This window comes from Streptosporangium sp. NPDC023615 (assembly GCF_040640155.1).
Lineage (GTDB): Bacteria > Actinomycetota > Actinomycetes > Streptosporangiales > Streptosporangiaceae > Streptosporangium.
In genome coordinates, this window is the sequence record NZ_JBFABE010000090.1 from 1 (window position 1) to 25274 (window position 25274).

Here is a 25274-nt window from a genome sequence, read left to right on the forward strand (position 1 = left end):
CCATCGCTACAGCGAGAGATCAAAGCACAGTCAGACTCATTCTGTTAGGCGCTCTAAGCGAGTTGGGCGAGTTAAGTGAGTTGGGCTTCCGTCTCGTTGGCGAACGCCCTTGTGACCAAGGTGTCTAGTCCGCGCTGCTTCATGACTGACAGGTGGGTTCGAGGACGGGGTTAGCCTCCTGAGTCTGTAGGTGAGTTCGGTAACCGCCGTACGGGTTGGGGTGATCGGCTGCCGCGCCGCTTCCGGTGCTAATGACGGTCGCGGGCACGTCCCCGGTCCGGCGGAGCGAAGCGGATGCCTACTTCCGTTGCAAGATCTTCGAGATCTTTCGCCCGAGACCGGTGCCGTTGCCGACTCGGCCGGACGGGGACGTGCCGCACCTGATAGACCGTGGCGTGAGCCCACCTGTGCAGGAGGAACCCCTTTCACACGTTGGTGAGTGGCCAGCTCTGAGCAAGACCGGGGCCTGCACGGGTCGCCGGGGTCAGCGACGGCTCATCGGATGGTAGGCCGCAGAGCCTTGTCATTAGGGCGCCGCACGACCCCGCCACGGGCAGAAGGAGCAACCGGAGCAGCGGAGGTGAACAGTGCGCGTCTTCTGCGGAATCGACTGGGCCGAGCGCCATCACGACGTGGCGTTGGTGGACGAGACCGGAACCGTGATCGCCCAACGGCGAATCACCGAGACCGTGCAGGGCTACCAGGAACTCCTGGACATGCTCGCCGAGGCCGGCGACGGTCCGGACACCCCGATTCCGGTCGCGATCGAAACGCCCCGTGGTCTGCTGGTGGCGTGCCTGCGCGCCTGCGGCCGCCCGGTGTTCGCCATCAACCCCTTCAGCGCCTCCCGTTACCGGGAACGGCACGCGATCTCCCGCAAGAAGTCCGACCGCCAGGACGCCATCGTGCTGGCCAACATCTTGCGCACCGACATGGCCATGCATCGGCCGCTTGCGGCCGATACCCACCAGGCCCAGGCGGTCACGGTGCTGGCCCGCGCCCAGCAGGACGCCGTGTGGCGCGTGCATCGCACTGGCAACGAGCTGCGCTCGGTTTTGCGCGAGTACTACCCCGCCTTCCTGGAGCTGTTCGCCGCCCAAGAGGGCGGAGTCAGCTGCCGCGAGGCCCGCGCGATCTTGGCCATCGCCCCGACCCCCACCGCAGCTGCCCGGTTGAGCCGGCCGCAGATCCGCGCTGCCCTCAAGCGCAGCGGCCGGATCTACCACCTGCAGGCCTGGACCGAGAAGATCCACACCGGGCTGCGCGCCGAGCACCTGCGCCAACCCGGCCCCGTCGAAGAGGCCTACGGCCACCAAACTTTGGCGCTGCTGGCGGTGCTGGATGCGGCCTGCACCTCGGCCGCTGCCCTGGAAGAGGCCGCCATCGCCGCGTTCCGCACGCACCCCGACCACGCGATCATCACCAGCTTCCCCGGGCTGGGCGATCTGACCGGCGCCCGACTGCTCGGCGAGGTCGGCGACGATCGCACCCGCTTCGCCGACGCCCGAGCCCTCAAGGCCTACGCGGGCGCGGCCCCGGTCACCCGTTCCAGCGGACGCAGCCGCGCCGTGATGCACCGCCGGGTCAAAAACCAGCGCCTGGCCGCGGTGGGGTATGTGTGGGCATTCGCCGCGCTGACCGCCTCACCCGGAGCGCGAGGCCATTACGACCGGCGCAAAGACCAGGGCGAGCGCCATGCCGCCGCCCTGCGCAACCTCTACAACCGTTTCCTCGGGTGCCTGTTTCACTGCCTGACCACCCGCCAGGCCTACCGGGAACAGGCGGCGTTCCCCACAGCGGCCCAGCAACCCGCCGCAGCGTGAGCCGGCCGGGCTGAGCACCGTTGCCGCTGGGGGCTTCGCAGCCCCCAGACCCCCGCGCGCCGGAGCAACCGCCGGCGCGCCCACTGTCGTGCCCACACCCCGCCGTTCGCGCCGACGGTCACTCCGGACCGGGTTGACACGCCCCGCCCATCGGATGTCTCGGGCCTGGGGGCCCTGCGCTCCGGGTCGGCTTGCCACCGGATGACGTGGTGACCGAAGTCAGGGAAACGCGGGACATACACGGGATGATCAAGCGCGCCGTACGAGCCCAGCACCGTGTTTCAGCAGGTCAGCCCACGTGAGCAAGCAGCCCTACCCGCGCTCTTCTAAAACGGGTGCCGCAGGTTCGAATCCTGCCGGGGGCACTCACGTGACCAGCCGTTCCGGCTCTGACTAGATCTTCCTTTATATCTGGTGTTGTAAGAGGTGCCCCCTTGGCCGTCTCCATCAAGGGTTGGAATCCACCCACTTCATCAGCTCATGCCGCAGGCTGGTCAGCGCCTCCACCGCCCGCGCCCTGACTACATCCCACGCGCCGCCCCAGTTTGGCGGTGCGTCGTGGATGCCCAGAGCTCGAAGCTTGGCTGTCAGCCCGCCGCCCTCGGTAATGCCGTGCTGTTCGGCGTTGCGCGCCTGGCGGATAGTGCGCAAAGTTCGGATAGCCCTGTCCACGGCGGCATGGTGCGCGGCCGGTAGTTTGTGGTGTAGACAGTCGTCCATACGGTTGAGGCTGCCGGTCAGCTCCTCATCAGATCTTGGCCGCAAGAGTGCGTCGTCCACCTTGATGCGGTCGATCAGGTCGGCCAGGTCGCTTATCCGCGTTTCGAACTCGGCCCGCGTAGCGCATCCCAGCGACAAGGCGGCAGGCGTGGCCGCCGTACTGAGCGACAACAGCGGCTTCTTCTTGTCGAACGCTAACCGCCACACCGCATCCAGCACATCGAACGCTTCGGCTAGCTCCAGCGGCGAGACAGGGGGAGCGGCCGACGGTTCGACCTCGACTATGCGATGCCAGCACTTATTTCCCGATGCGAAGCAACGGTCCGGCCTCTTGATGTTGTCACGCTGGCCCTGGTCGCACAGTGCGCCCTGAAGCGTCCGGGCGTACCCAGTGCCGGAAATCAAGCCAGCTACTTGGGGATGGATAAGACTGGAGCAGAGGTAACGGTCATCCGGCAGTTTGCAGGCGTTACACAGCGGCGTCGATGTCGGTGAAACCCGCTGGCTGTCGATCTCACGTGAGATGCTCGGGTCTTTGGTGGCGGCCGCGGTGCAGTACAAGTTGCGGCCCTGCTTCAGTTGGGAGCCGCACGTCTTGCGCTGTATCAGGGCGAGCAGCTCCTGCACGTTCTCGGTGGTTAGGTCCCACACGTCGCTGGGGTTGACGGGCTTGCTGTTGATTTCCAACCATTCGGTGACAAGCAGCTCCAGGCGGCGCGTGCCGTACAGCAGCAGCGCCCGGCTTATCGTCTCCGTGATAGCGGCTTCCGACAGCCCTTGCACTTCGAGCTGCCGTGTGGCGTTGAAGCTGCCCTCGAATGACAGCTGTACCCACACCTTGAACAGCGGCTCGCCGCCAACCTTGGCTTCAAAGCACGGTACGAACGGGTGCAGGTCTACGACGCCGCCCGGCCTGTAAGGCATCTCTCCGACGTAGCTGATGACGGCCTCGGGCATTGAGCGCACACTCCTTCGAGTACGCGGGACGTCTAGGCTTGGGGCCTGGACGGTGGCCGGGGGAGGCCAGCCGGTCAGGGTATCAGGGAGTGGAGTGAAATGCGTAGGGATTTCCGCGCCACTTCAAGGCGGATACGCATGGACTAACTTCGCATAACAGGCGAATGTGCTAAAAATGGAAATAAGAACAGTTAAACCACGTCCACGCAAAGGCGTGGCCATGGGTGTCTTCGATCATGATCTGTTCCGTCGTTGTTCCATAGGCAGGGCCCCGGCAAAATCGACGAACGTACCGCGATGTCCGTTTCGAGCGACTGGTCGACCAGAGTGTCATCGCAGGTCATCCGGTGACGCGGGCTCGACTACAGTCCACCGAATCGGACAAACTTCCACTTTGCCGGGGCCCTGGTTCCATAGGAACCCGGAAAGCAGCCACAGGCGACGCAAGACGCTGGAAAGTGATGTTCCCCGGCTTCCATGGAGTCGCTTTGGTTGACTTGCATGCTCTAACCCTCAGGAGCGGTCAGCATGCCCACGAGCTATCCCCGGTTGCGTCCGCGGACGCAACCCCGGCAAGCCGGCCAAACCCCTCGCTATCAAATCTGAAGACGAGCCCGGCCGGAAGCCTCAGAAGACCCCAGCCGTCTCTTCTCTCCAAGGCAGCCAATCGTCCCATATGCCCTTTTTACTACATTAAATAACATTTGCGAGTTAAGTGATTAACTACTATAAGCTTAGCCATTTTTGCAGCAGAAGCTCCTTTAGTCCTGCTTGCCAGATAAGATCAACTTGTTAGACAATCCGCGCCTACCGGGGCAAACCAGAATTGGTGCTCCTTCGTGTTGGGTGAAAGGTCGCGGGCGTGATCGCAGATGTCGCGGAGCAGTTCCTGGACGATGTCGACACCCGTGACTTGCAGTGGAACGAACCAACGGGCGCACCACACGAGCTGACCACCGAACGGATTCTGTTCGGCAACGGAGACGCGCCCCTAGAGGTGGCGATTGCCTTCAGCGAGGCCAGCGCACCCAAGGCGGAGGATCTCCGTCGTCTGTGGAAGCTACGGCATGGGAACCGCCCGTCTCCGGTTCTGCTCGTGGTTCTGTACAGCGACGCGGGCACGACGAAGGCAGCGGCCTGTGGAAACGACGGCGACCCGATCACCGAACTGACCGTGGACCAGCTTGGCCGGATCTGCCGTGCCGCGCTCGCCGAACCAGACCGACACACCGCCCTTCGCACCCTGGAGCGGCTCCTCACCACCGCCAAGGAGCAGCTCACTCCAGGTCTGACCAATCAGGGCCTGTTCGCCACTCACGAACTCCGTAACGGCGTCCCGCGCCGGTCCGACTGGCCCGCCGCCGCCGCGGCGGCCCGTCCGCTGCTGGGCCTCAGCGGCCTTTCGCTGATCCAGGCGCTTGGGTACGGCACGACCGCCCGGGGGTCGGCCGCGCTGCTCCTCACCCATCAGGGCACCTCCCGGTCGATCGCCGTCCTGCTGGAGCACGACGAGGTCTTCGACCGCCCTTCACCCCGGTTCGGAGCGGTCTCTCCCATCTCACACGCGATTTCCGTGGCCGCCCGGGAGGGCCTGCCGTGGGTGGTCGTGCTGCGCGGCAACCAGATCCGGCTGCACCCGGTCAACCCCACCATCGGCGTCGGCCGCAAGAGCCAGGGCGAGACCTTCACCGAGCTGGATCTGACACTGCTCTCCGAGAGCGACGCAGCCTACCTGCACTTGCTCTTCTCGCCCGAGGCGCTCGCCCCCGAGGGGACGGTCACCGAGATCCTGCGCGCCTCCTCGAACTTCGCCGCCGACCTCGGAGGCCGGCTCCGCGAGCGGGTCTATCGCGACGTCGTGCCCGGCCTTGCCGTCGCGGTCGCCCGGCAGATGAATGGCACGACCGAGGAGGATCTTCAGGAGGCCTACCACCGCACGTTGATGATCCTGTTTCGGCTGCTCTTCGTTGCCTACGCCGAGGACCGCTCACTGCTGCCGTACGGGCGGAACCCCCGCTACGACCGACACGCGATCAAGACGCTGGCCAAGGACTTCGCCGCCGACCTCACCCAGTCCTTCGACGGTACGGCTACCGCCCTTTGGGACGACATGCTCAGCATCTGGAATGCCGTGGACAGCGGCAACAGCAACTGGGACGTACCCGCCTACAACGGCGGCCTGTTCTCCCGTGACCCGGACTCCAGCCCATCCGGCGCAGCCTTGGCTGCCATGCGCCTGACCGACACCGAGTTCGGCCCCGCACTGCGCGCCCTGCTGGTGGACACCGGCCCCGACGGCACCCAGGGCCCGGTGGACTTCCGCTCGCTGAGCGTCCGCGAATTCGGCACCCTCTACGAGGGCTTGCTGGAGTCGTCGCTGTCGATCGCACCGGATCCGCTCACCCTAAACAAGGACGGAGCCTTCGTTCCGGCGAATGACAACGACCATGTTGAAGTCCCCGCTGGACAGGTCTACTTCCACAACCGCTCCGGGAAGCGGAAGTCGACCGGCTCGTACTTCACGAAATCATTCGCGGTCGAGCACCTGCTGGGTGCCGCTCTGGAGCCGGCGCTCACCGATCATCTCGGCCGGGTCCGCGCGCTGCTGGAGGTCGGAGACGAGGCCGCGGCGGCCGAGCTGTTCTTCGACTTCCGGGTGGCGGACCTGGCGATGGGCTCGGGTCACTTCCTGGTCGCGGCGATTGACCGGATTGAGGCTCGGTTTACCGCGTTCCTCGCCGAGTACCCCATCACCGCCGTCAGCGACGAGCTGACCCGGCTCTCCCAGGCCGCCCACGACGCCCTCGGCGATCACGCCACCGAAGTAGAGATCGAAACCTCCGCATTGCTGCGCCGCCAGATCGCCCGCCGCTGCATCTACGGCCTAGACCTCAACCTCATGGCGGTCGAGCTGGCCCGTCTCGGCATCTGGATCCACACCTTCGTGCCGGGCCTGCCGATGTCCTCCCTAGAGCACGGGCTGATCGTCGGTAACAGCCTCACCGGCATCGGCACTCTCTCCGAAGCTCTCGAGGTCCTTGAGCCGAAATCGACCTTCGGACAGATGTCGCTGTATGCCGACAAGATCGAGGATGCTCTCCGTACCGCCAGTGAACGGCTCCAGCGGGTGGCACGTACCGATGAGGCCAAGAAAGCGGAGGTGCAGGATGCCGTGCTCGCCTACCGGCAGGCGCTCATCGACGCCGCCGACGCCAAGCACATCCTCGATGCGGCCGTGGCCGTCCGGTTGGGACTTCTTCCCCTTCCCCTCGACGCCGACGAGGCCATCGCTTCGATCTCCGCCGATGACGAACAGGCCCAGGCGATCCGCCGGAAGCTGGACCGGTTCGGTGTAACTCACCTGCCTTACCAGTTCCCCGAGATCTTCGTGCGGTCTCGTCCCGGGTTCGATGTGATCCTCGGCAACCCGCCGTGGGACAAAGTCCGATGGGAGGCGGCCCCATTCTGGGCCGGGATCTTCCCCGGGCTGATAGCCCTGCGGGACAAGGTGCGAGACGCGAAGATCGAGGAACTCCGGGCGATTCATCCGGTGGAGGCCGTTCAGGAGCAGGAGGAGATGGTCCATCGGACGGTTCTCCAGGATCTCTTCAAGACGTCGTACACGCTCCGCGGCGGCACGCATCTGGAGCTGGCACAGCTGATGCTGGAGCGCGCTATCAAACTGCGCCGCGACTCCGGCCACATGGGATTGGTATTGCCGCGCCAGAGCATGGTTCTAGCGGGATGGAAAAACCTCCGCAAGGAGCTGACCAGCCGACATGACCTGCGGATCGTACAGGGCCGTAACCACGCCGAGTGGATCTTCGAAGATGTTGATCCACGATACGCCGTGGCGTTCCTGAGTACCTCGCCGACCCACACACCTGTGACCCGTATCTGGGTTGCCAACAGTCCCGCCGACGTCACCGCCGCGACGGATGAGACGGCGATCCTCCTGTCTCAGGACGACATCACCTCATTCTCCGAGACACACGTCATCCCCTGGTTCGCCAGTGCTGCCGACCGGCCGGTGTTCGACACCATGCGGGACAAACCCCGGCTGGCATCCGGCAAGGGCTGGATCAAGGCAACACACGACGCGCGCTGGGATTTTCGTGGCAGCGGACCAGACAAGGGCCTCGCTGATCGCCAAGAGAAGGTGGGTTCGTGGAAGATTCTGATGACTGCACACGTCGATCAGTTCTGCTTCGATCCCGACGAGGGGTTCAAGCAGTTCGTTGGAGACCTGGACGCGCTCGTCGCCAAGCGGCGTGGAGTGGAAAAGCACCAGGGGACGTTTGTCCTGACCGACCAACATCCAATGATCATCGTGCGACACCCGAGCCGCAGCGATGACTCCCGCACGATCATCGTGGCTGCCCTACCAGAGACCGGGCTGCTTCACAACAAGGGCTACATTCACGCCGCGATGCATGACCCTGATTCCAGCGCGAGCGAAAGGCTTGCCCTTCTGGGCCTGCTGAACACGGTGGCGGTCGACTGGTGGGCCCGCCGGTTCGTCGATCGACATGTCACGGCTCCGGTCATCAACCAGATCCCTCTTCCCGGCTGGACCCCCGAGCAGATCGACGAGGCGGCTCAGATCACGAGTTGCCTGCTCGCCCGTCACGGCTACACCCGCCTGGCAGGTGGTATCACCGTCACCGATGGTCAGAGCGATTCCGAAACGGCGCTCCGTGCCCGGTTGGAACGTCTGACCCTGGACGGTTATGGCCTCGACCAGCAGGCCCTTGAGCTGATCGCGGCGGACTTCAACGAGACCGGGCTCCCGGTGGACTTGCGCGTGGAACTCGGCGTCGGTCATGTACCGCCCAGAACCAAGCGATGACTTGATCCATCGGCATGCCTCCGAATCGTCATTGAGCAGTGGCCATGCGGAAGCAGCGGCCGAGACAGGAGAAGACTCAGTGTCGGTCACACCCTCCGACGACTTCCGGCCGACGTTCGCCACCAACCATCCCGAAGACGGGCAGACGGTCGCTGACGCGATCAATACGCTGCTGGAGGGAATGCGCACGCACCTCGTCTCGCTGCCGCCGGTGTCGATTGCCTCTGCCTACTTCAACCCGGGCGGGTTTGGACTACTGGCTGACGAGCTGGAGCAGACTGGTCCAGCTCGGCTGTTGCTGGGTGCCGATCCGGACCAAGATCGACCTGGGATCCGGCCGTTGGCCACCGGGCTGGGCCGACGGGCCGAACGTGAGCAGGTCAAGCGGGCACTGGAAGGCCATCAGCGCCGCCTGGAGGAGGACCGCGACCTGCTCGGCTTCACCTTCGAGGCCGATGCCGCCGCTCGGCGCCTGGTCGACTGGCTGCGCTCCGGCCGGGTCGAGGTCCGCCGGTACGAGAAGGGGTTCCTGCACGGCAAGGCGTTCATCGTGGACAGCCGGATGCCCGGCGTCATCGCCGGATCCAGCAACTTCACCTACGCGGGGCTGGCCCGCAACAAGGAGCTCAACCTCGGCCAGTACCAGCCCGGCACCGTACGGGCCGTACGGGACTGGTTTGAGGAGATGTGGCAGGCGGCCTCGCCCTACGACCTGGCCGGCCTGTATGAGTCGCGGTGGCAGCAGCACCAGCCGTGGGAGATTTTCCTGCGGATGCTGTACGAGCTGTACGGCGCGGAGGTCGAGCAGGAGCAATCGGCCCGCACGCGGTCTCGGCTCAACCTGACCGGGTTCCAATCCGACGGAGTCTGGCGCGCACAGCGGATCCTGGACCGGCTCAACGGCGTGATCATCGCCGACGAGGTCGGCCTCGGCAAGACCTTCATCGCCGGGGAAATCCTGCACGAGGCAGTGATCACTAACCGGCAGAAGGCGCTCATCGTCGCGCCCGCGACGCTCCGCGACTCCACCTGGGGCCCATTCCTGCGCGACAAGAACCTGCGCGCGGACGTCGTCTCCTACGAGCAGCTGACCGGCGGCCTGCAGAACGCCGGACAGCTCGGCGCGGCCCTCCAGGATCCCGATGAATACGCCGTGGTCGTGGTCGACGAAGCACACGCGCTGCGCAACGCCACCACCCAGCGGGCCGAGGCGCTACGCAGGCTGCTCGCCGGCAGCACCCCGAAACGGCTGGTGATGCTCACCGCGACGCCGGTCAACAACACCCTCTACGACCTGTACAACCTGATCTCCTACTTCGTCACCAACGACGCGACGTTCGCCGACTCCGGGGTGCCCTCGTTGAAGGGGTACTTCGACCGAGCAATGGCGATGAATCCCGACGACCTGTCGCCCGAGCACCTTTTCGACGTCCTGGACAAGGTAGCGGTCCGGCGTACCAGGCGATTCGTCCGGAATCACTATGTCGGGGACCGCGTGGTCATCAACGGCGTCGAGCGCCAGATCAGCTTCCCGACGCCCCGTGTGCACCGCGTCGACTACAACCTCGACGACGCGCTCCCCGGCCTCTTCGACCGGCTCGCCATCGCCCTGGGTGACCAGCTGAACCACCACGACGACGGCTCGGCGGTCATCCTCGATGCTCCCGGTGAAGTCCTCACCCTGGCCCGCTACGTGCCCTCCCGCTTCCAGCACGGGGAACGCGAGAAACAGTACGAGCAGCAAAACGCCGGACTGCTGCGATCCGCCCTGCTCAAGCGCTTCGAATCATCGGCCTACGCCTTCCAGCGCACCCTGGACAAGATGATCAGTGGTCATGAGGCGTTCCTGTCCGCGCTCGACCAGGGGGTGGTCCTCACCGGTGATGCCTTCCGGGAGTGGACGTCCTCCGACAGCGACACCATCGACGACTTCCTCGACGTCCTCGATGACGACATCGATGGGGTGAAGAACGCCGACGGGTTCGACGTACCGGAGCTTCGCGCCGCCGTCGAGGCCGATCTCGCCCTGTTGACGTCCTTCCGTGACGAGGTGCAGGCGCATCAGGCCGGCCCCGACCCCAAGGCCGAAGCGCTCGTCGAGGAGCTCGTGGCCATCGCGACCGAGGCGGCAGCAGAAGGGATCACCGAGCAGCAGACCCGGGACAAGCGCAAGGTCCTCGTCTTCTCCTACTACTCCGACACCGTCGAGCACGTGCACGGCCGGCTGCTGACCGCGATCGAATCCGATCCACGCCTCGCCTGCTACCGCGGCCGGGTCGCCACCGCCTCCGGCCCGGACCGGGCCGGACGTTCCCAGGTCATTGCCGGATTCGCTCCCCGTACCGCGGGCGGCGGGGCCGACGAGGACCTATTCGATCTGATCATTGCCACCGACGTGCTCGCCGAAGGCGTCAACCTGCAACAGGCCCGGCACATCGTCAACTACGACCTGCCGTGGAACCCGATGCGGCTCGTCCAGCGGCACGGCCGAATCGACCGGATCGGCTCCGACCACCAGGAAGTCTTCCTGCGCTGCTTCTTCCCCGACCAGCAGCTTGAGCGTTTCCTCGGCCTGGAAGAGCGGCTGCAGCACAAGCTCAAGCAGGCGTCCGCCGCCACCGGAGTCGGCGAAGTCCTCCCCGGATTCGTCGGCCGTGACATCAACCTCACCGAGGCCCGCGAGGAGATCGACCGGCTCCGCCGTGAGGACGCCGCCCTCTTCGAGACAGGCGGCGCTTCGGCCCTCTCCGGTGAGGAGTATCGGCGTCGGCTGCAGGCCCAGCTCGCCAACCCACATATCGATGACGCTGTACGGCGCCTGCCCTGGGGCAGCGGTACCGGGTTCGTCCGCGTCGGGGGAATCCATCCAGGTCTGGTGTTCTGCGCCCGGATCGGCGACCATCCCCGGCCGTGGTTCCGATACGTCCCCCTCACCGACGATCTCAATGTCACCTATGACGAGCAGGGGCGTGTCATCGTCGTGGACGACACCCTGTCCTGTCTGTCCGCCGCCGACCCTGGCGGCCCCGAGACCCCGGCGGCCCTGAACAACCCGATCTATCAGGCGGCCTTCCCCGCGTGGACGCATGCCAGGCGGCACGTTCGTGATTCCTGGATGCATAATGCCGATCCGGCCAACCTGCAGCCGCGTATCCCCAAGGTAATGCGGGATGCCGCTGAGCTGGTCCGGCAGCATGGTGTCCACCTTGGTGAAGATCAGGACGACCTCATCGGACGTCTCCAAGCCCCCTACAGCCCCCGGATCCTGCGTGACATCCGTGCAGGCCTGGCCCACCCGGGAACCGCCAGGCAGAGAGTAGATCACCTGGCCGAGCTTGCGGATCGGCTCGGCCTGGTTCGTCAGACCGCCCCGGAACCTTTGCCGCAGATCACCGAAGACGATGTCCACCTGATGTGCTGGATCGCGATTACCCCTGGATGATCAGCGCGAGACACGCATAGTCGGCGGAAGAACAGAGGCATAAACCGAGCAGACACGCAAGCTTCGCCTATCCCAAGCAGTGATCATGCCTGCGAGGGTGTGCAAGCTAAACCTCTCCGGCCTGTCTGTAAGGCTGCTCTCATCACCCGCCATCTATGGGACGTCACGTTCCCGGGCACAACGAAGGGCACCGCTCCCGAGGTGGGAAGGGCGCCCTTCGTTGGTCGTGCGGTTGGCTACAGGGAGGTGGGGGCCTTCTTGTACCAGCTAGTGATGACGCCCACGAGGTGGACGATGTTCTGCGTCCGCATGATGGGTGCGGCGGCGTTCGGCTCGAAGTCGACGCCCGCGTCGGTGGTGCGCCAGATGCTGGTTTCGGTGACCGGTGCGGCCATGTGCGGGTCAAGGCGCTTGAAGAACTCGGTGATGTCGTCGAGTTCCACCGGGTTATCGCCTGCGCGCAGCTCGCGGAACACGCCACCCAGGACGCGCAGCATGCCCACCGAGCCAAGCAGCGAGGTACGGCGCAGCTGCTGGGCCATGGTCAGCTCGTCGGCCTTGCGTTCCTTCTCGGGGTCGTCCTCGGTGACGGCGGAAAGACCAGCGAAGGCGTTGGAGATGACGTCGAGGAAGTCCTTAACCTGCTCGATCACCTCGCCGTCCGTCAGAGTCTGCTCGGCCTTCTTGCTGATCCGGCCACCAGCCCCGGCGATGACGGCGCGGGTGATGTCGGCGACGTGCTTAGCGCCCATGAGGTTGGGGTTCTTCAGGGTCATGCGATCCTGCTCGGCGTCGACCCGACCCTTCAGCAGCGGGTGGTCGATGACGTCAGACAGGGTGCGGTTGGCGACCTTGTAGCTGTCGAAGCGAGCACGGACGGCGCTACTGATGCCCTTGGCGTTGTCAGCGACGTCAACGAACATCTGCTGGGCCTTGATCGGGTCCAGTTCCACGTAGATGTCCAGGCCGACGTACTCGGCCTTCAGCCGGTTCATCTGGTCGATGAGCTTCTCGCGTTCAGCCTGGAGCTTGGCCCCCTTCTCCGGGCTGACCTTGCGCGCCGTCTCGCGGTCTACGGCGGCGATGGCGTCGGTGATGCGCTGCTTCTCGATGGAGACTCCGAGCACGCGGTGTTGGCCGTCGATGGTGCGAAGGGAACCGACGCCACCGATCGCCCACGGGACGGTGAGATAACCGACAGCGCCGTGCTCGTCGACCTTCTCGAAGAAGCAGCCGCCGCTGTCACGGGCCAAGAGTGCCGGGGCGACCCAGTCCTGCTTGCTGTCGAGATACTCGCCGAACTGCTTGGCGTGAAGGCGGTCGACCTTGCGGTTGTCCTTGTCGACGTTGTTCGGATCAGGGACGGGGAGGATGGTAGGGAGATCGAGGAGCGGGACGCGGGTGGTGTAGACGGCGCGGCCTCCCTGGACGGTCTTGATGGCCAGGTACGTGCTGGAGTCCTGCGGCTTGGACAAACGCAGAGGATCGACATTGATGCTGATGGCAAGCTCCTACTCGGTCAGCCATGCTCTTCATGGGTGCCAGCAAGAGGCAAAGGGTAACAGGAAAATCTAAGCAGAGACAGATAAGCTCTTAAATTCGCGCTTAAGGTTGTCGCGAGACTGTCGAGCTGTCTGTCGGTAGTCACTGGGAGCTTGCGGGTGCCGATTAATCATCCGGCCAGATCAAGCCGCATGTCGGTACTCCTTCAGGACTCCCCCGAGTCGATCATGTCGGCGGATGCCGAGCGGCGTGATCCGGGCGGGGTCGGTGCTGGGATCGGGAAGCGGTCGAAGCGGAGCTGCCTGCCGGAGAGCCCGGTGCGGCCGATGCTCGTTATAAAAGATCTCGAACTCGCGCAGCACATGGGGAAGATGGTGCTGGTTGCAGATCAAGGTCCGGTCCAGCAGCTCCCGCCGGCAGGTCGTCGATCCAGCGCTCCATGAGGGAGTTCATCCGTGGCATCCGGACACCGCTTGTGACGATGCGCATTGCGGCATCGGCCGGCACGGCATCGAAGGCCGCGGTGAACGTCGCGTCCCGATCACCGATGAGGAACCTGGCCGCGCTGCCGACATCCCGCAGGTCCATGACGAGGCTGCGGCCGAGCCTGTGGGGCTCAATTACAGGATTCGCCCTCTGACCTGCCGGTTCTCGGTGGCGTTAGCCGGCGATCTGGTACTCGTGGATGAGGCCGCCGAGGATGGCTCTGCGGTGGACGTGGTGGCCGGCGAGGTCGATGGGGATTGACGGTCCGGTTTCGGCTTGTGATGGGCACAGCTGTCCGATGCCGCGGTGAGGACGGACCGTGTTGTAGTGCTCCAGGTAGCGGGTGAGCGTTCGGCGTAGATGTTGCTCGTTGAGGATGAGCACTCTGTCCAGGAGTTCGCGGCGTAAGGTGCCGATGATCCTTTCGCAGTGTGCATTCGCTTTCGGGGCCTGGGGTGGACTCTTGATGACACGCAGGCCGGCATCGGCGAACACCGTGTCGAAGGCATCGGTGAACTGGCCGCCACGGTCGCGGATCAGGAACTTCAGCTTCGTCGTGTCGGTGTCCATGAGGAAGTTACGGGCAGCCTGCGCGGCCCATGGGCCGGTGGGGTTGGCGGTGACGCCGAGCAGGCGGGCTCGGCGGCTGCCGTGTTCGAGCATGATCAGGGCGTACAGGCGTTTGAGGTTGACGGTGTCCACGTGCAGGAAGTCGACGGCGACGATGTGCTCGGCTTGGGCGGTCAGGAACTGCTTCCACGTTGGCCCGGTGCGGCGCGGGGCGGGGTCGGTCCCGGCCTGGTTCAGGATGTTCCAGACGGTCGAGGCGGCGATCTTGTGGCCGAGGCGGGGAAGTTCACCGTGGATGCGCCGGTGGCCCCACCGGGGATTTTCCGCGGCCATGCGCAGGATGAGGGCCTTGACCGCAGCCGCGGTCGGTGGCCGTCCGGGACGGCGACGTCTGCTGTAGTCCCACTTCTTCGCCACGAGTTTGCGGTGCCAGGCCAGCAGGGTGGCCGGGGTTGTCGGGAAGATCTTCCTCCATTGGCGGCGGGGTATCAGGTGCGAGAGTGCCGCCAACCACAGGCGGTCCGCTGGTTCGTACCGCACCCGCGGGACCTGGCGGCGTAGGACCGCGTTCTGATGCCGAAGCACCAGCAGTTCCGCCTCCTTGGAGACGCTGCTCTGTAGCAGCAGTGCGGGCAAGGACAGCAGGCGCCGGGTGACGGCGTACACCGTGGACAAGATCACGAAACATGATCCCAGGCGACCCGAACCAGCCGCTCGGTGCCCTCACCTCTTCCGTCCCACCGGCGAGGGCCTCTGCCCTGGAAGTGATTCGAGTTCTTGAGCCCCACAGGCAAGACGGACCGCGCGGTAAATAGGGCCCGGGTCACCTCACTGCTGGCCTAAAAGTAGCTTGCGGGCCTTGTCCAAGCGCGTAGCAAACCCTTCGTGGACGAAGCCGGGCGGGCAAAGTGTGGCGTATCGCTCAAGGATCGCCACTTCGGCGGCATGGTCCTTCTTCCGGCGGTAGATGATCGCGGCGCGCTCGTAGTATCCAGGCGCGGGAGAGTCTCCAAGAATCCGGGCCTGCGCTTCAATCGCGGGGAAGATCCGTGCGAGCAGAGCCAGTGCGTCATCATCTCGTTTCTGAGTTCGGTACTGATCGAGAAGAGGAACCATCTCGGCGTAGTGGCGCCCATCCACGAGAGAGGCGGCATCGGCGGCTCGGTGGCGCTGAATGTTGGCCTCGGAGCGAGCCACCACCTGCTCTTCCTCGCGGGTCGGCTGCGCGTATGGGTCGATCTTCACGTGTATACGGGTACGCGGAGCCGAAGCAGGCCGTCGTGACCCTGACGCAGAGCGACCTGAGAACCAATCGCTGAACCAACCCATTGGGTTTCCTCTCGAGGGCATGTCGAAACGCGAAGAATGATCTCTCGGATCGTCTTCTTATACTTCTTCGCCGTTTGACTGTTACAAGAGAGGGCTACGAGATCGCTCGTATGGTGCGAGGAGACTGCTACGCCATCCACCGAACGCTTCCTCAGCGGCTACCCCGGCCTGCCGCCGGGGTCACAGGAAGTAGGTCGGGCCTGTTGTGCGTGTCAGTCTTTCTCGTTCGGGAGGGGGAGGAGTCCCGACTCGTTGAGGAGCCAGGATTGGGCGCAACCGTAGAACCATTCGAGGATTGAGCCCATCGTTGTGGCGCCGTGCCCGACCAGCAGGTCCATCGAGAACGACGGTCGCATATCGAGCTTCACCTCGGCGAGTTGAACGCCGTCGATGGTGTTCAGCCGGGTGAGTAGTTCGCGCCGCAGGTTGAGGTTGTCGAAGGGCGGACGGCTCCCGAGGTGCTGGAAGACAATCTCGACCTTGCCGCTGAGCGGGTAGAACACCATCGGCCACAGGTTGTGCCCAGGCATGCTGGTCTCGTCCCAGACGAGGGGGTAGCAGCTGGTATCTGTGCCGGTGCCGTACGACAAGGTGCCACCCAGGCGCCTCCAGATCTTCAGCAGGTCCTCGACGTAGCCCGCGGTGCTGATGTTCTGATTCTCACGCAACAGGGCTTGGAAGCGCAGCGCGCGCTCTTCGTTGTTGGACTCCTTGGTCAGGGGTGGGACCCCGGTCTGTGGCAGGTCCATGCCCAGCAGGTCAGCGAGGTCCGCGGCATAGAGGCGCTGCGACTGGTCGGCGCGGTTCTTACTGTCGAAGTGCACGCCCTCGGCCTTGAGAACGTCGATGGGGTCGTCGGTACGTCCGTCGAGCCAGTGGAAGTTCGGGGCGACCGTCCCGTTGGCGCTCAACGCGCGGTAGGCGTTGGGGACATCGGTTCGGTTGGCGATGTAGCCTCCGACCGCTCGGGGGTGGGTTCCGATCAGTTCAGCCAGTTCTCCGTACGTGGTCCAGCTTCCGGCGGGTAGAACGGTCAGCGCGGCACGGAGCTGGGCCCACTCGCGGCGGTCATCGACGAGGGCCTTGGCGTTGGGCAGCGGAGCTGGCCACAGCCGCACAGCTCGGGCTGCGAGGTCGTCAGCTCGGGCGAGGATCTGTTCCTTGCCCCACTGCGGCGTCTCGGCGATCTGCCGGTTCATCTGCAGCGCGCTGTTGTCGAGGATCTGCTGTTTCCGGTCGAAGGGATGGTTGGAGAGTTTGGCGTTCTCCGCGGTGAGAGTGAGGTTGCCCAGCGTGTGCAGCAACAGGGCGTGGAGTTCTTCCGCGCTGCCCTCATCGGTGACTTCCTCGGCAAGTTGGTCGAGCCATGGCTTGGTCGGGGTCTGGGGCATGACATGCTCGATGGTGAGCTTGGCCTTGGCAAAGTCGACCGGTTCCTTGGCCTCGAAGCTCTCTTCGAGGCGACGTAGGACGAAGAAGCGCTGGGAAGACCGGCCCGACCAGTAGAAGGGGCGGTGCCGGATCGCGTCCTGTAGTGCCTCGTCCGAAGGCCAGTAACGCCGCTCTCCGGATAGATAGCGATGGACAGCCTCGGCGATCGGCCGGTCGGTCTCCAGTTCCTTGGGCGCCGCGTTAAAGATCCGGTTGAGGTTGTTGGTGCTTTTGTCGCGGATCATGCGACGGACCAGGAAGCTCTCGACGTATCCGAGGGCCGTAACAACTTGGTCCGGCGTTGTCTCCTTGCGGTCGAGGAGATCGAGCAGATGAAGGACAAGCGCGTACGAGGTCTGACCGCCCCAAGCGTGGAGCCGGCCCAGGGGTTCAGCCAGCGGCCCGGAGAGGCGCTCGGGACGGAGGACCTGGTCGAGCAGGCGCCCGCGCCGGTACAGGTCGGCGATTTCCGCGCGTAGACCCTCTTCCCCGCCCGTCCGGAGTACATGGTCCAGGCGCTCCTGCTGGTAGCGGTAAATCTCGGTCTGCTTGATCTTGTCCGCGCCACGGATTACGAGATCGAGCCAGACGAGCAGTTCCAGGTTGTCCGGGCCGAGCAGGTTCTGTAGAGGCAGCCAATGCTGCTCGTAGACATCCTCCCCGTGCTTGGGCAGCAGCATGAACACGTAGTTGCGGAGCAGGTCGGTCTGCGTCAGCCGGACGCCGGTATTGTTCAGCGACTCGAAGATCCGATAGACGTTGTCAGCCTTATCCGCGGTGATCACCACCAGGGAGAGCTTGTCGCAGAGCACGGACTCGATACGATCGAGCTGGTCAGCGTCAGTGTCGAGGCCGACTAAGGCTGCCTTGAAGAAACGGTACGCGTTCCCAATCTTGTCGGGGCCACCAGCCGTCGGACTGCGGTCGAGGCAGGCCCGAAAAGCTTCTCGATCGGCCTGTGTCGGCAGAAGCCGATAGTGGTCAAGCCCGGTCTTGAACTCATTGACCAGATACTGCCGGTGGATCCGGTCAGCTTCACACTCGTCGAGTCGCGCCATATGGTCGCGAAGTGCGCAGAAGGCAAGCATGAGCGTCGTCAGGCGCTGCTGGCCGTCCACAACCAGCCACCGGTTAACTTTCTTACCCCCGGCCGAGACGTCTCCAGGGGCGAGGACGACGGATCCGAGAAAGTGAGCGCTTCGCTCTTCTCCGCTGGCCAGAGCCTCGGCGTGCTCAATGACGTCGTCCCATAGCAGGCGCAAATCTTTTTGATCCCACTTGTATGTTCGCTGGTAGAGCGGCACCTGGAACTGCTGCTGCCCCTCGATGAGGGACATCACGCTGCTTTCCTGGACCTGCATCGGATTCTCCTGGGGGCAAGCGTCAATTTCACGCAAAAGTAGCAGGTCGGCACGACAAGAATCTCGCTTCGGATAATCTTCCCCGAGCAATGCGTCCCGACACACCGATCGCTCGCGGAACGTAATTGATTTTTCACGTTATGTGATCTTTTGGCGAATGGTCCCATTTGATGGGCATGAAGAGGTGATTCATGGCCCGGGTTGACGCGGGTCGCGTGACCTGCGGATAGGCGTGAAGGATGTCAAAACTCGGCTTGCTGCGCTCTGAGCTTTCACGACTGATCGTCTCGCTTGTCGGCCAGCTCTGTGGCCGTCTCGACATGCACGGGACATATGCGGGATGATCAAGCGAGCTACACGAGCCACACATGACATTTCCGCTGGTCAGCCCACGAGCGAAGATTGATCCATGCCCGCTCTCCTAAAGCGGGTGTCGCATGTTCGAATCATGTCGGGGGCACTCTTCAGACCAGCGATCACGCCTTTGACCTGGGTATGTTCTTCTTCTGGTTTCCCGGCTCCATACAGCCATGTGCCATCGTGGGTAGCTGTATGTCAGCCGCTGCCGGACATACATGGGACGCGTCTTGGCATGTTCCCGCCGAGCTCACCGGGCTGCTCTTCCTCGTGATCCTGCACGCGGCTCGCTCCCCGATCTCGTACCTCATCAATTTCGAGCGTCTCCGACTCAGACACACACCTCCGCAGTGTGAGCGTGCCCGCGGCTCCCCCTCACCTCCACCTTGAGTGCGGTCCTGGCCCTGCGTACGCTGCGGTCGCTTTTCTTGACCGACTTCACCGGCCAAGGCAACGTGATCCTCACCTCGTCGACGGTCCTGGACGGGTCGGAGAGAGCGAGCCGTACACGTTCGCCGGCGCGGTGGACCAGCAGGGTGCAGGGGGCGTCGACGGTGAGCGGCCCGTCGGGGGTCTCGACGGTTCCCGCGCGCCAGAAGACGGCGGCGATCACGCCGTCGCGGGCGATGGCCTGCACCGCCGCGGAGTTGGCGAGGATGTCGATCCGCCCGTCGTAGGCCTCCAGCTGCGTGATGGAGGCGTCGGGCAGTACGGCGTAGGCGTAGCGCGCCCTGCGGGGGTCGACGCCGTGGTCGATGAGGATCGTCGTGTAGTGCCTGGTGACAGGGGTCGTGTCGCCCCCGGTGGTGGCGCCCTTGTCGATGTCCCGCCAGCGGCCGGTGCGCTTCGTGCGGATCACCTTCGCGTCGGCGCCGTCGAGCAGCGCGTAGCCGGCCACACCGTCCAGGTGGATCCAGCGGTCGCCCCGGGTCAGCGGCGGATGCCCGTCGTGGGTGTTGCGGTTCTCCACGACGGTCTCGATGCGGCGGCCGTCGGAGGCGGTGATGCCGGCGCCGAGGGCGATCACCGCGTCGTCGAGCAGGAACCACGCCTTCCTGGCCCGCAGCGAGGAGCCGCCGGCGACGAGTCTCATGGCGGCCACGCCGTACTCGCCGTCGAGCGCCACGCCGCCCGCCCACGGGGTGGGGGGCAGACGACGGTGCTCGTGCGGGAGGTCGGCGCGCCTGCGGGTGTCGACCGTCGTGCCCGGCAGCCGGTACGGGTCGATCGTGGGCCACAGGTCGTCGTTCCAGTGGGTGAGGTCGCCGGTGTAGAGGTAGGTCATGCCGTCGCCGGTGTACCAGCCGTGCAGGTTCTCGCGGTTGATGGCCTCGGCGGCGCCGATGCGCCGCGAGCTCATCGCGATCGCGTACGCCCAGGTGGGGCGGCGGTGCACGACCCGGTCCATGTCGGCGAAGACGTACGTGCCCGTCGTGCGCGGGCCGACCGGCACCGACGGGTCGGCCAGCAGGGCGGTGGCCCTGGCGATGCTCGCCGGCGGTGCGAGCGCGCCGTAGGGGACGGCCTGGTTGCGGGTGAGCCAGCCCTTGACCAGCGGGCGCCAGCGCCGGGCGTGGTGCTCGGGTGCCGTCTCCAGCAGGGTGAGGACGGCCTCGACCGCCTTCTGTCCCGAGTGGTGGTCGCGGTGGCCCTGCACGGAGATCTGCCGGCCGCGTACGCAGTCCATCATCAGCCCGTCGAAGACGAACGGCACGAAGGAGCGGTCCACGAGGTCGTAGACGGTGTCGATCCCGGTGATCTCCCACGGTGACCCGGAGAGCATGGCGATCAGCTTGGCGACGCTCTCCAGGTAGTCCACGCCGTAGCTACCGTTGTAGGAGTACACGTCGTGCTGGATGAACGATCCGTCGCGGTAGAAGCCGTCGCCCGGGCCCCGTGTCGGCCGCAGCAGGTCGGAGACGGCGTTCCTGGCCCGCCTGACGAGGCGGGCGTCGTGGGTGAGCACTCCGCGCATCGCCACCGCCATGGCCTTGCCCGCGCGGTTGGCGCCGGTCTCGACGACGCCGGGGTGGCTGACGCGGCGTTCCGGGTCGGGGCACCAGCGGCGCAGGGGGCGTAGCCAGCGCTCGATGCGGTCCGGGGGCAGGCCGTCGTACAGCAGTGCGCAGGTGTCGGTCAGCGCGCGGGGGACGCCGATCTCCCACCAGAACCAGTTGCTGCCCCGCCGGTCGAGCCCCTCGTGGTACGCGTGCTCGTAGAGGAAGTCCAGTGCCCTGACGGCGGTCCTGGCGACCTGGCCGTCGTGGTGCATGGCGGTGCCCGGCGTGGCCCAGGCCAGTGCCAGGGTGCGCATGCGGTTGTAGGAGCGGTTGAAGTTGCCCGTCCGGGGGTCCGACAGCGGCAGGTCGGGCCACAGGCTCGGGCGACCGGCGGCGGGTCTCAGCTTGCGCAGCACCGCGTTGGCCGACCCTTCGAGTGCCTGTGCCCTGTCGGTGTACGTCCTGTCGGTGCGAGCGGGGTCGTACGACCCGCCGGCCAGCAGGTTCACCCACCGCTCACGCGCGGCGTCGAACGTGGTGGCGCCGGCCGCCTCGGCCGGTCGCTCCCACAGGGCGAGACCGGCCACCGCCGCGACGCTCAGCAGGGCGGATCGCCGGTCGAGGGGGTGGGTCATAAAGGCTCTTCCGGCGTAGGACAAATATCAGACGAAAAGATCCTAAGTCGACATGCCGGTGGATGATCCGGCTCTTCTGGCGGTGAGCAGGCGGGCGGACGTCGCCGGGAACGCGCGGTACCCGGCTCGGGCGGTGACAAACCGGAGCGATCAACCGGCGGTGTCTCACCTGCTGAAGGCGTCCCGAGCCGCCGACTTACCTGACCGAACAGTAGAGCCTCAAAAGGGTGGAAGCCGGTCCGTGTCCATCCAGGAAAATCTGATGAACGTCAGGTGAGGTCCGGCCGATCGTACGCTGTGCGGCCCTCCGGCGGCTCCCAGGTGTGTGTCTGGTCGTGATCGGGGGACGGTCCGGGTGAGGTCTTCAAGCCGGATCATCGCGGCGCGAAGGTGGAGGCCGGCGAGGCGGCGCTCGGGAGTCTTGTCGCAGCGGGTGGCGATGCCTCGCCGGGCCTTCGGATCGCCGATCAGGCGCTCGCCGGTGTTCCGCTCCTTGTGGAGTCGGCTACCGCTGACGGTTCTCGTCGTCAGGCGCGCTTGCGTGCCGTGAGGAGGAGGTACTCCCACTCCATCGTCGTTCCTCCCTCGCCTCGCTGATGGCGTCGGGCCAGTTCGGTGAGGGCGTCGTCCAGGGCGGCGGCCCGGTCGGGGTCCCCGGCCATCCCCCGGTAGACGGCGACGGTCGGGCCGTAGTTGGCCTTGAAGTAGTCGAGGAACGCGCCGGGGTGGGCGAACCGGTCGACCGTGACCGTCTGACGGCGTACGACGACATCGGTGACCGCGTCCCCGAGCAGCGCGCGGACGTGATCCTCGTCGCCCCACAGCGGAGGGGGTTGCGCGCCGGGCGGGCGCGGGGGCGCGTACGGCTTCATCGTCGCGAACATCTGGCCGACGAACCCCTCCGGCGTCCAGTTGAGCAGGCCGATCGTGCCGCCCGGGCGGCAGACCCGGACCAGCTCGCCGGCGGCGGCCCGGTGGTGGGGGGCGAACATGACGCCGAGACAGGACATGACCGTGTCGAACTCGCCGTCGGCGTACGGCAGGGCCTCCGCGTCGTCCTGCCGCCAGTCGACCTGCGCGCCGCGCCGCGCGGCCAAGGCCCGCCCCGCCTCCAGCAGTTCCGGGGTCAGGTCTCCGGCGACCACGCTCGCCCCGGCCAGCGCCGCGGGAATGGCGGCGTTGCCGGACCCGGCGGCCACGTCCAGCACCCGGTCCCCGCGACCCACCCCGCACACCTCGACCAGGATCGCGCCCAGCTCGGGGATGAGCTCGGTGGCGACCGCGGGATAGTCGCCCATCGCCCACGTGGCGCGGTGCCTGGCCTTCAGCGCACGGTCGGCCTCTGTCATGTCGCCCTGTACGTTCATCGTGCTTCTCCTCATCGCCGCGGTGGCCTGGGATCGACGGTAGGGAGGGACGGGTTCGCCATCCAGTACACGATGTGTACCGGCACCCGCCGGGCCCCGGTCCGCTGTCTCCGACGCTCACGGCGGCGGAGCTTAGACTCGGGGCGTGGGCTCCTCGTATCACCAGTTCTGCCCGGTCGCCAAGGCCGTCGAACTGCTCGACGAACGATGGACGCTGCTTGTCATCCGGGAACTCGTGTGCGGGACCGAGCGTTTCAACGAGCTGCGTCGCGGCCTGCCGCGCATGTCCCCCACGCTGCTGTCCCGGCGACTGCACCGGCTCGCGCACGCCGGAATCGTGGAGAGGCGCGTCGAGGACAACGATGTGCGCTACGTCCTGACCCAGGCCGGCCACGAGCTGCGACCGGTGGTCGAGGCACTCGCCGCCTGGGGCGTCCGCTGGGTCGGGGAGCTGGGCGACGAGGACCTGGACCCGAAGCTGCTGCTGTGGGACATGCACCGCAACGTCGACCGGACCGCCGTCCCGGACGGGCGGACGGTCGTCGAGTTCCTCTTCCCGGACGTGCCGCCCGGCAGTCGCCACTGGTGGCTCGTGATCACACGTGACGAGGTCGACGTCTGCGACACCGACCCCGGTCACGCCGTGACCGTGACGGTGACCGCCGGCCTGCGCAGCATGGTCGAGGTCTGGCGCGGCGACCTGAGCTGGCCGGACGCGCTGCGCACCCACGCGGTCGAGGTACGGGGCCCCGAGGCGCTGCGCCGCGCCGTACCCCGGTGGTTCACCCTCCCCGACTGGGCATCCGTGCCCAGGCCCGTCTCACATACGAACGTCCCGGGCCGCTCTCCATCGTTGGGCTCCGCCGGAGAACATCCGGTCGACGGCATGGATCAATCTTCACCGCTTACGGGAAAGCCCAGGTTAGGAGGCCTTTGAAGATGATGCGAAGACGTTCGAGGTGGCCTTCCACCGCGTGAGGTGCGGGAAGCGGTTTCATGCGGTGGGGACGCGGGCGGGTGGTGTCCAGACGGCCGGGAGGAGTTCGGTGGCCCTCTGGTAGGCGCTCTTGAGGGTGGCGTGGCGGGCGGCCTCGGTGTCGCCTGTCTGGGACATGAGGACCTCACGCAGCGGGTGGCGCGATTCGATGAGGTCGTTGTTGCGCCGTTCGAGCCACGGCATCCACGTCTCGTGCGGCGCCCGGTCCTGCTTGGCCTGGTTGCAGGACGTGCAGGACAGGGCCAGGTTCCAGACGGTGTCGACGTCGGGGCCGTTCCAGTGGCGGATGGGCAGCCTCTTCAGTTTCCAGGGCAGGACGTGCTCGACGACGGGTCCGCCGGCCGCGTCCCGCGCCATGAGCCGGTCGCAGTAGGCGCAGCGGCCGTCCTGGTATCCGCTGAGGGCGGCGGCGACGCCGGTCACGCTCCTGCGGCGCTGCCTGGTGTGCAGGACCAGGTCCCGGGTGCCGGGATCGTAGACCAGGGAGGGGACCAGCAAGGCGCCGGACACGCCGGTCGTCCAAGCGGTCTCCACCAGCCGCCACCGGGCGGTCGTCTCGGCGTCGAGGTCGCGGGCGTGTACCGATCGGGCGAGTCGGTGGAGCTCGTCGCGGATCACGAGGCCCGGCAAGGTGGAGTTCCTGCGGCGGTCCTCGTAGTAGCGCACCGGCGCCTGGCCGCCCCTGAGCTGGGGGAAGGCGTCGATGACGTTGCCGAAGCCGAGCTGGACGGTACGCCGATGCAAAGTATCGCGGTCGAGGTCGCCGACGTTGAACGCGCGGCAGGCGTCCAGGAACCTGCTGCGGGCGGCGGTGCCCTGCCGGGGTTGGCGCTGGAGAGCCTGGCAGAGCAGTTCCGCGTACCGTGGCGCGAGTTCGTCGAGGGTGACGTGATCGCGGCCGGTGGCGGCAATCTCCAGCAGGGTGGTGCCGAAGGCGAACTTGTAGGTGGCCGAGTTGGCGCCGTACAGCACGATGGCACGCCATACGCTCTCACCGGTGACCACGCCGCGTCGGTAATCCACGCGAGCAGTATCTGCCAGAAAGGTGGCATTTGTGAGCCAGGAAAAAACAGTCACCTACGGCAAACTGGTCCGCGATCGGATCCCGGAGATCATCGAGGCCGCAGGGCGGACGGCCAGGGTGCGCGTCCTCGCGGAAGCGGAGCTGATCCCCGCTCTGACGGCCAAGCTCGCCGAGGAGGCCGAGGAACTGCGCCGGGCCGAGCCGGACGATCGCCTGGGGGAACTGGCCGACGTCTACGAGGTGCTGGCGGCCCTTGCCGGAACGCTCGGGTTCTCCGAGGAGCAGGTGCGGGAGGCTGCACGTCACAAGCGGGCCGAGCGGGGCGGGTTCGACCGCCGCCTGTGGCTCGACGAGGTGACGGCCTCAGGGCTTCGGCATGGAGCGCGCCTCGGCGTCTCCGCGCCAGGCCGACCTGATGATCGT

The 25274-nt window shown here is 66.0% G+C and carries 15 protein-coding genes and 1 tRNA gene; 7 read left to right on the top strand and 9 right to left on the bottom strand.

Going from position 1 to position 25274, the window contains the following annotated elements; genetic code table 11:
• Nucleotides 1-587 precede the first annotated feature (587 nt).
• On the top strand, nt 588-1823 hold the full coding sequence (locus AB0G16_RS35440; protein ID WP_362814923.1) for an IS110 family transposase: 1236 nt from the start codon (nt 588-590) through the stop codon (nt 1821-1823).
• 447 nt (nt 1824-2270) lie between these two features.
• Here the strand turns inward: AB0G16_RS35440 and AB0G16_RS35445 are convergent, their stop codons facing one another.
• Nucleotides 2271-3500, bottom strand: coding sequence for a hypothetical protein (locus AB0G16_RS35445; RefSeq protein ID WP_362814925.1), 1230 nt, complete (start codon nt 3498-3500; stop codon nt 2271-2273).
• A gap of 862 nt (nt 3501-4362) precedes the next feature.
• Between AB0G16_RS35445 and AB0G16_RS35450 the strand changes: the two genes are divergently transcribed.
• Nucleotides 4363-8349, top strand: coding sequence for a hypothetical protein (locus AB0G16_RS35450; protein ID WP_362814927.1), 3987 nt, complete (start codon nt 4363-4365; stop codon nt 8347-8349).
• Between the two features lie 79 nt (nt 8350-8428).
• Nucleotides 8429-11791 carry a helicase-related protein gene (locus AB0G16_RS35455; RefSeq protein ID WP_362814929.1) on the top strand — a complete coding sequence of 1121 codons (3363 nt, stop codon included), beginning with the start codon at nt 8429-8431 and terminating at the stop codon, nt 11789-11791.
• Between the two features lie 236 nt (nt 11792-12027).
• On the opposite strand, the gene AB0G16_RS35460 is transcribed toward AB0G16_RS35455, so the two are convergent.
• Nucleotides 12028-13266: a DNA sulfur modification protein DndB gene (locus AB0G16_RS35460; protein ID WP_362814931.1), complete on the bottom strand. Its 1239-nt coding sequence runs from the start codon at nt 13264-13266 to the stop codon at nt 12028-12030.
• Between the two features lie 210 nt (nt 13267-13476).
• Nucleotides 13477-13656 carry a hypothetical protein gene (locus AB0G16_RS35465; protein ID WP_362814933.1) on the bottom strand — a complete coding sequence of 60 codons (180 nt, stop codon included), beginning with the start codon at nt 13654-13656 and terminating at the stop codon, nt 13477-13479.
• 19 nt (nt 13657-13675) lie between these two features.
• On the opposite strand from AB0G16_RS35465, the gene AB0G16_RS35470 reads away from it, so the two are divergent.
• Nucleotides 13676-14041: a hypothetical protein gene (locus AB0G16_RS35470; RefSeq protein WP_362814935.1), complete on the top strand. Its 366-nt coding sequence runs from the start codon at nt 13676-13678 to the stop codon at nt 14039-14041.
• On the opposite strand, the gene AB0G16_RS35475 is transcribed toward AB0G16_RS35470, so the two are convergent.
• The 3 genes from AB0G16_RS35475 to AB0G16_RS35485 all read right to left on the bottom strand — a co-directional run bounded on the left by AB0G16_RS35475 (nt 13955) and on the right by AB0G16_RS35485 (nt 18471).
• Nucleotides 13955-15016 carry an integrase core domain-containing protein gene (locus AB0G16_RS35475; protein WP_362814937.1) on the bottom strand — a complete coding sequence of 354 codons (1062 nt, stop codon included), beginning with the start codon at nt 15014-15016 and terminating at the stop codon, nt 13955-13957. The genes AB0G16_RS35470 and AB0G16_RS35475 overlap by 87 nt on opposite strands.
• A 162-nt stretch (nt 15017-15178) precedes the next feature.
• Nucleotides 15179-15595 carry a hypothetical protein gene (locus AB0G16_RS35480; protein WP_362814939.1) on the bottom strand — a complete coding sequence of 139 codons (417 nt, stop codon included), beginning with the start codon at nt 15593-15595 and terminating at the stop codon, nt 15179-15181.
• A gap of 296 nt (nt 15596-15891) precedes the next feature.
• Nucleotides 15892-18471, bottom strand: a complete 2580-nt coding sequence (locus tag AB0G16_RS35485) for a DUF262 domain-containing protein (protein WP_362814941.1) — start codon at nt 18469-18471, stop codon at nt 15892-15894.
• A gap of 387 nt (nt 18472-18858) precedes the next feature.
• Between AB0G16_RS35485 and AB0G16_RS35490 the strand changes: the two genes are divergently transcribed.
• Nucleotides 18859-18931, top strand: a tRNA-Arg gene (locus AB0G16_RS35490).
• A 228-nt stretch (nt 18932-19159) separates the two neighbouring features.
• Here AB0G16_RS35490 and AB0G16_RS35495 read toward each other — a convergent pair.
• Entirely contained in the window at nt 19160-21463 is a 2304-nt protein-coding gene (locus tag AB0G16_RS35495) for a polysaccharide lyase 8 family protein (protein WP_362814943.1), read from the bottom strand.
• 527 nt (nt 21464-21990) lie between these two features.
• The gene (locus AB0G16_RS35500) at nt 21991-22830 is read right to left on the bottom strand and encodes a class I SAM-dependent methyltransferase (RefSeq protein WP_362814945.1); all 840 of its coding nucleotides are present in this window, start codon (nt 22828-22830) and stop codon (nt 21991-21993) included.
• Between the two features lie 145 nt (nt 22831-22975).
• On the opposite strand from AB0G16_RS35500, the gene AB0G16_RS35505 reads away from it, so the two are divergent.
• Entirely contained in the window at nt 22976-23767 is a 792-nt protein-coding gene (locus tag AB0G16_RS35505) for a helix-turn-helix domain-containing protein (RefSeq protein WP_362814947.1), read from the top strand.
• 57 nt (nt 23768-23824) lie between these two features.
• On the opposite strand, the gene AB0G16_RS35510 is transcribed toward AB0G16_RS35505, so the two are convergent.
• The gene (locus tag AB0G16_RS35510) at nt 23825-24850 is read right to left on the bottom strand and encodes an HNH endonuclease signature motif containing protein (RefSeq protein WP_362814949.1); all 1026 of its coding nucleotides are present in this window, start codon (nt 24848-24850) and stop codon (nt 23825-23827) included.
• A 31-nt stretch (nt 24851-24881) separates the two neighbouring features.
• Here AB0G16_RS35510 and AB0G16_RS35515 point away from each other — a divergent pair.
• The coding region (locus tag AB0G16_RS35515) for a nucleoside triphosphate pyrophosphohydrolase (protein ID WP_362814951.1) at nt 24882-25274 on the top strand (393 nt) is incomplete at its 3' end.

What these genes read in the sequence shown, in the direction of transcription:
- AB0G16_RS35495 (WP_362814943.1), bottom strand. Translation starts at nt 21,463, where the DNA reads ATGACCCACCCCCTCGACCGGCGATCCGCCCTGCTGAGCGTCGCGGCG.
- AB0G16_RS35500 (WP_362814945.1), bottom strand. Translation starts at nt 22,830, where the DNA reads ATGAACGTACAGGGCGACATGACAGAGGCCGACCGTGCGCTGAAGGCC.
- AB0G16_RS35485 (WP_362814941.1), bottom strand. Translation starts at nt 18,471, where the DNA reads ATGCAGGTCCAGGAAAGCAGCGTGATGTCCCTCATCGAGGGGCAGCAG.
- AB0G16_RS35445 (WP_362814925.1), bottom strand. Translation starts at nt 3,500, where the DNA reads ATGCCCGAGGCCGTCATCAGCTACGTCGGAGAGATGCCTTACAGGCCG.